Here is a 5,074-nt window from a genome sequence, read left to right on the forward strand (position 1 = left end):
TCCGAACTGGTGGCGGTCTGGGATGCCGGGAGCTGTATTCAGTGCGGCAACTGCAGCTTCGTCTGCCCGCACAGCGTGATCCGGTCGAAGTACTACGACCAGTCCCGGCTGGCGGGCGCGCCGGAGAAGTTCGACTCGGCGCCGCTGGACGCCGTCGGGCTGCCGAACGCCCGGTACTCGCTGCAGGTGTACGTCGAGGACTGCACCGGGTGCGGCCTGTGTGTCGAAGCCTGCCCGGTCGTCATTCCCGGCACCACCGTGACCAAGGCGATCAATCTCGCTCCCGGCGAGCCGCGGTTGGCCGCAGAGCGAGACAACATCGCCTTTTTCGAGACCCTGCCGGTCAGTGACCGGTCCCAGGTGGACTTCGGCACCGTGCGCGGCTCGCAGTTCCTGGAGCCCCTATTCGAGTTCTCCGGCGCGTGTGCGGGGTGCGGCGAGACGCCCTACCTCAAGCTGCTCTCGCAGCTCTTCGGAGACCGGCTGATGATCGCCAACGCGACCGGCTGCTCGTCGATCTACGGCGGCAACCTGCCCACCACGCCGTGGACCACCAACACCGACGGGCGGGGTCCGGCGTGGTCCAACTCGCTATTCGAGGACAACGCGGAGTTCGGGCTCGGCTTCCGGTTGGCCAGCGACGCCCACGCGCAGCTGGCCCAGCGGCGCCTGGCCGAGTTGCGCGACGTACTCGGCGCCGAACTCGTCGACGCCATTCTGGCGGCCCCGCAGCTGCGCGAGTCCGAGTTGCACGATCAGCGGCAGCGGGTGGCCGAGCTCCGGCGCCGCATCGACAGAATCGATCCCGCCATGACCGGTGACCTGCGCAGTGTGGTGGACCACCTGGTCCGGCGCAGCGTGTGGATCGTCGGCGGTGACGGCTGGGCGTACGACATCGGGTCTGGTGGGCTCGACCACGTGTTGGCGACCGGGCGCAATGTCAACGTGCTGGTGCTCGACACCGAGGTCTATTCCAACACCGGTGGTCAGATGTCCAAAGCGACCCCGCTGGGCGCGGTGGCCAAGTTCGCCGCCGCCGGCAAGACAGTGCCGTTGAAGGATCTCGCGCTCCAAGCGATCGCATATGGAAACGTCTACGTCGCCAAGGTCGCGATGGGTGCCGACCCGCAACAGACTCTCCAGGCATTCCGTGAGGCTGAGGCGTACGACGGCCCTTCGCTGGTAATCGCCTACAGCCAGTGCATTGCACATGGCATCGAAATGCGTCAGGGGATGGATCAGCAGTACCGTGCCGTGGCCAGCGGGCACTGGCCGCTGATTCGCTATGACCCGGTGCTGCGGGCGGCCGGAGAGAACCCGTTCCTGCTCGATTCGCACCAGCCGCGGATCCCGCTCGCCGACTACCGCACCCGGGAATTGCGGTACCGCTCACTGGCCAACGCCGATCCGGCCGAGTACGACCGGCTTCTCGGCCTCGCGGACCAAGCCAACGCTCAGCGCTGGAATGTCTACGAGGAGATGGCTTCCCGCGGTTCCGAACACTTCCACGCCGACGCCCGCAGGGAACGCTGATGGAACTGTCGACCAGCTATATGGGCCTTACATTGCGCAACCCACGGGTCGCGGCGGCATCTCCGCTGTCGCAGACCGTCGACGGCGTCCGGCGCCTCGCCGACGCCGGCGTCGGTGCGGTGGTGCTCTATTCGCTGTTCGAAGAGCAACTGCGCCGCGAGGCTGAGCAGAACGCACGTCTTGTGGAGGCAGGCACCGAGAGCTTCGCCGAGTCGTTGTCGTACTTCCCGCAGGCCGCCGACGAGGACCACGGAGCACGCCGGTACTTGAGCCTGCTCGAACGCGCGGCCGGCGCGGTCTCAGTTCCCGTGATCGGCAGCCTCAACGGCAGCACGCCCGGCAGTTGGGCCCGCTACGCCCGGTCAATGCAGGACTGCGGTGCGGCCGCAATCGAATTGAACATCTACTACCTACCCGGCGATCCGCACATCTGCGGCCGCGACGTCGAACAGCGTCACCTCGACATCCTGGCTCGGGTCAAGGACGCGGTGACCGTACCGGTGGCCGTGAAGCTCAGCCCGTACTTCAGCGCGACCGGCGAGATGGCACGGCGCCTCGACGAGGCCGGTGCGGACGGGCTTGTTCTGTTCAACCGATTCCTGCAGCCCGACATCGACCCCGAGACCCTCACCGTGGTGCGCGCGGTGTCGTTGTCCACCCCGGCGGAGATTCGGCTGCCGCTGACGTGGATTGCGTTACTGCGCGGACGGGTCGGCGCGTCGCTCGCCGCGACGACCGGCGTCGAGAGCTCCATTGAGCTGATCAAGTACCTGCTTGCCGGCGCGGATGTGGTGATGACCGCGTCAGCACTGCTGCGCCACGGCCCGGAACACGCCGCCGTACTGCTCGACGGCTTGTGTGAATGGATGCGACGCAAGGGATATACCACCGTCGAGAAACTGCGTGGCCTGCTCGCCACACCCGTCGGCGCCGACGAGACCGCACGCGAACGCGGGGACTACGTCAGCGCACTACGGCTAGCCAACAGCACCGACTACGGCCCCTGGTAACCGTAGAGGCTCGCACACACTCGACGGCGATTTTCACAGCTACTCAAGGTCTTTCGACCCCTACCCGCGGCGCCGCCGCAGCCGTTGAGTGAAAGTTGCGAGCAATAGCCATCGGCCCTCGGCGGCGGGTAACTCGCGGCCATCGGTGATGGGCCCCATCTAATGCCAGGGCAGAGGAAGAAACGCCATGAAATACGCCGCACCCGGTCAGCCGGTCGGTCGGGAAGGCGCTGGCGGCGAACCCGCGGATCGCCAAGGTTTCCTTCACCGGTCTTCGCGGAGGCGCGGGTCGCGACGCCATTGGCGGACCGCCTCGATCGCTGTCTTGAGCCCGCGGCGGCGCCCTGTCGCTAGGTCGGTCCGGGCGAAACCGGGCTCCAGTTCGGTGAACATCCGCTCGCTGCGGGTCTCCCGAGCGTCGTCGGCGGTGTCGCGCAAGTAGCGGTCCGGCAGCGACAGTTTGGCGATGGTGCGCCACGCCTTGCCGTACTGCATCAGGAACGAACCCGTGGTGTACGGGAGGTCATACTTGTCGCAGACCTGCCTGACCCGCACCGAGATCTCATGCAGCCGGTTGCTGGGCAGATCGGGGTAAAGGTGATGCTCGATCTGGTAGCACAGGTTGCCGCTCATGAACCGCATCGCCGGCCCGGCGTTAAAGTTAGCGCTGCCCAGCATCTGGCGCAGATACCACTGACCCCGGGTTTCGCCGATCACGTCAGTCTTGGTGAATTTCTCGGCGCCATCGGGGAAATGGCCACAGAAGATCACCGCGTTGGCCCAGATGTTGCGGATCACGTTGGCCACTATGTTGGCCTTCAGCGTCGATTTGTAGGTCGCCGCCGGCGACAGCGAGGTAAGCGCCGGGAGCGCGACGTAGTCCTTGAGCACCTGCCTTCCGGCCTTGGCCGAAAACTCGCGCAACTGCAGGAGGGTGATTTCGCGGTCCGGGCCGGCCTTGAGGACCTTGCCTAACTCGATGGGCTGAAAGCCAATTCCCCACTCAAATCCAAGCGCGAGGATGGTGTTGAACAGCACGTTGCCGATGTTGTAGGGCTCCCAGGGCTGGTCACGGGTGACTCGCAGGATGGTGTAGCCCACATCGTCATCCATGCCGAGGATGTTGGTGTATTTGTGGTGCTGGAAGTTGTGGGTGAAGCGCCAGTGTTTTGACGCCCCACTCATGTCCCACTCCCATGTCGAGGAGTGGATCTCGGGATCGTTCATCCAGTTCCACTGGCCGTGCATGACATTGTGGCCGATCTCCATGTTCTCGATGATCTTGGCCAGACCCAGGGTCACCGTTCCCACCCACCACGCCGCGCGTTTCGAACTACCGGCCAGCATGAGCCGGCCGGCTACCTCAAGGGCACGTTGCGCGGCGATGGTGTGGCGGATGTAGCGCGCGTCGCGCTCACCACGGGAATCCTCGATGTCCAGCCGGATCGCGTCCAGCTCAACGGCGAGATTCTCGATGTCGGCGTCGGTTAGGTGGGCGAACGCCGGAATGTCCGTAATCGCCATCGTTTGCTGCCTTTCGTCGGCTTATATGTCGGGTCGCCAGCGTTCATCGGCAACGAAGAACTAAGAACCACCGCAACCGCTGCGGCAACCCACTCTTCGGTTCCCTCATGGGTGGCGGACTCAGGTGTTTCCGATGTCCGTGCAGGCGGATCCAATTTGTCTGCGCGCTCACATTTTTCGATGAGTCGCGGAGGTCGCTACCTCGCGAGGTGAGCGGCGGCGTGTTGCAGACAGGAGCTTCGGCCGGCCGAGTCGGGTAGCCGCTTGGTACATCTGGCCTTTAGTAGTAGTGGCGGCGGCCGCCGACGGCGTGTCCCATCCGTCCCATCACCGCCAGTAACAGGCCGACGACGAGGAGGATGACCCCGATGACCAAAACAATATGGGCGAAGGCGAAGGTGGGGACAAGGCTAGGGAGGAGGAGCCCGAGGACGATAAGGATGATTCCGAGAACGATCATGACGTTTACCTAGATTCTTTGTAGATGTCGGGGAGGAGGATTGCCCGGGTCAGTGTTTGAAGGCTCATTTAGCTTGGCCCCCAGCCGGTTTGACGTTGCCCCTGCCTGATCGGCGCGTCCTTCGGTCCGCGGCCAGATTCCCGGTGTCACCGACACGGGTGTTTCTCGCTCGGTCGCCGGTCAAGTGGCCGCCGAACCGACGGGCACGGGTCGGGTGAACGCGGAGTTGGTGGCCCTCCGAATTCCGGGCTAACGGGGAAATGAGCGACATGTGCATGCTGTCTCGACCGAAATGGGTAGAAATCGGAATGTGCGGCGCGAGCAAACGCTCATCAAGTTCAGCGGCGTACAGCCAAACTCGCTTCCGGACTGGCTGAAGAACTCAGCAACAACAATCCTACCCCTGTCGGGGACCCCCGGCTAGTTGCCCGCCGAGTGCGGTGTGGCCGCGGTGGTGATTGTAGGTGTGCAGCCAGGTGGTAAGGGCCCGGCAGCGTTCGGTGTCGCCCGCCCCTAGCGTCAAGAGCGTCGATGACCATCTCGCGGG

At 64.7% G+C, this 5,074-nt stretch carries 4 protein-coding genes; 2 read left to right on the top strand and 2 right to left on the bottom strand.

All coding sequences use genetic code 11. From position 1 onward, the window contains the following. Together ACLP9N_RS22680 and ACLP9N_RS22685 are read left to right on the top strand one after the other, a co-directional pair. A partial coding sequence (locus ACLP9N_RS22680; RefSeq protein ID WP_442409498.1) for a 4Fe-4S dicluster domain-containing protein occupies positions 1 to 1,533 on the top strand: 1,533 nt, incomplete at its 5' end. Then, positions 1,533 to 2,543 carry a dihydroorotate dehydrogenase-like protein gene (locus ACLP9N_RS22685; protein ID WP_442409499.1) on the top strand — a complete coding sequence of 337 codons (1,011 nt, stop codon included), beginning with the start codon at positions 1,533 to 1,535 and terminating at the stop codon, positions 2,541 to 2,543. The genes ACLP9N_RS22680 and ACLP9N_RS22685, both read left to right, overlap by 1 nt. A gap of 264 nt (positions 2,544 to 2,807) precedes the next feature. Here the strand turns inward: ACLP9N_RS22685 and ACLP9N_RS22690 are convergent, their stop codons facing one another. Both ACLP9N_RS22690 and ACLP9N_RS22695 read right to left on the bottom strand, forming a co-directional pair. After that, positions 2,808 to 4,067 carry a fatty acid desaturase family protein gene (locus ACLP9N_RS22690; protein ID WP_442409500.1) on the bottom strand — a complete coding sequence of 420 codons (1,260 nt, stop codon included), beginning with the start codon at positions 4,065 to 4,067 and terminating at the stop codon, positions 2,808 to 2,810. Positions 4,068 to 4,347: 280 nt separating this feature from the next. Then, positions 4,348 to 4,527, bottom strand: a complete 180-nt coding sequence (locus ACLP9N_RS22695; RefSeq protein WP_442409501.1) for a DUF6131 family protein — start codon at positions 4,525 to 4,527, stop codon at positions 4,348 to 4,350. Positions 4,528 to 5,074 lie beyond the last annotated feature (547 nt).

It is taken from the genome of Mycobacterium sp. (assembly GCF_052144515.1).
Classification (GTDB): Bacteria; Actinomycetota; Actinomycetes; order Mycobacteriales; family Mycobacteriaceae; genus Mycobacterium.

Bases quoted from the DNA above. Each gene is read 5' to 3' on its own strand.
- ACLP9N_RS22685 (WP_442409499.1), top strand. From the start codon at position 1,533: ATGGAACTGTCGACCAGCTATATGGGCCTTACATTGCGCAACCCACGG.
- ACLP9N_RS22695 (WP_442409501.1), bottom strand. From the start codon at position 4,527: ATGATCGTTCTCGGAATCATCCTTATCGTCCTCGGGCTCCTCCTCCCT.
- ACLP9N_RS22690 (WP_442409500.1), bottom strand. From the start codon at position 4,067: ATGGCGATTACGGACATTCCGGCGTTCGCCCACCTAACCGACGCCGAC.